Source organism: Gilliamella sp. CG22 (genome assembly GCF_046635725.1).
In the GTDB taxonomy this organism is placed as follows: domain Bacteria; phylum Pseudomonadota; class Gammaproteobacteria; order Enterobacterales; family Orbaceae; genus Gilliamella; species Gilliamella apicola_I.
In genome coordinates this window covers 1-1536 of sequence record NZ_JBIDFK010000027.1, presented here as the reverse complement: position 1 = coordinate 1536, position 1536 = coordinate 1, and the positions used below count along the sequence as shown (strand labels likewise).

The 1536-nt window shown below is 39.8% G+C and carries 1 pseudogene; it reads left to right on the top strand.

The features are described from left to right. Window positions 1-1536 (top strand): annotated as a pseudogene (locus tag ACGH46_RS10980) (hypothetical protein); the annotation flags it as partial.

Sequence of the window (1536 nt, the reverse complement as noted above, 5' to 3'; positions counted from 1 at the left end):
ACGAATAAACAGGTACATGGCGGCATTCATTTTGATGAAAAAGCGCTTGAAAATTTAGGCATTGTATATGATAAACCCAGCAAAGTGTGCTGTATAGCTGATGGTGAAGTCATTGCTTATCGGGTAAACGACAATTATCAAAAAGTTGATTATGGTGATAAGGTTGGTTTTTTCTCAACGGGTTTTGTTTTAGTTCGTCATCTGCTTGAAATGGAACGAATTGAAGAAGTGGCTCCGGCAGCGACCCCGCCAGCGACACCAACTCCAACAACCGAAAGTCAGTCATCCCCTGAGGCAGCTACCACCAGCTCAACTGAAAATTCAACGGCACCGGCAGCGAATGCATTACCCTCGTCAAATACGTCGTCAGCCACGACAACACCGGTAACGACATCACCAACGGGCACGAATACTAATACCAATACGCCAACGACAACCGGTGACGCATCAACAGCAAGTACACCGCCTGCTGCTGAAACGGCTAAACCTAAACAGCCCGGTCATCAGCTGTATTTTTATAGTTTATATATGCATTTGGCGGATACGAAATATTATGAGGATAACCCCAAAGAGCCTGCACCGGCATTTTGGGAGCAAGATATTTATCGGGTTACTGAAAAAGGTTTAGATTTTGTTGAAGGATTAAATATTCGAAAGAAGCCTGACTCAAAAAAAGGTGAGATTCTTGCAGTTTTACAAGCGGGCACCAAAGTGGAATTGAATCTTGAGTTACATACCGAAGATTATAAATGGTATGCGGTGACCTCATTAAAGGAAGGCTATTGTTCAATTCCGGTATTAACGCCTTATGAGCATGAAGGAAAGCAGATTATCGGTTGGGTTTTTAATGACACTAAAAAGCAGCTCACGGAATCTGAATTTGATATAAAAGGTAATGATAAAACTTTTGCTAAATCAAAAGGACTGAGAGTCAGGGATGAAAGTAAAAAAAACATACTGACTATGTTACCAAAGGGAACCCAAATAAAAATAAGTGGTAAGAAAAAATCAAAAACGTTTGTTGAATTAGCTCAGATAGTCCGTGATGGAAAACCGACCATACCTTTGCCAGAGGCGAAAAAAATGGTTTGGTATGATAGTCTCGAAAATATCACTCGAGGCAAAGAATATAATAAGGTTGTGGTATTAGAGAAACCTTTTCCCATCAATGCGGGTGATTTAGTCGGTCATATTGGTCATAATCAAAATGATGCCATTAGCAAACAAAAAGATAAAGACGGTAATTATATCGATATAGCGACTTTACCGCTAAAAACAGGTTTAACAGCAAGTCAATATAAACCAAGTTTACATGTTGAATGCTTTACTTGTGACGATTTGCCGACGTTCATCACCCAAACGCAGACAGAGTCAGGTAAAATACCCGATGAAGATAAAACATTGGTTGGTATATCAAAAGGTGCAAAATTACTGGCGTCAGCATCAGAATCGGATACAAAAGTCGGTGAGCGTCTTAAAGACTCGGAAATAAAAATATTAAGTAAAGAACAGAATATCAACTGGTTCCAAATAGAG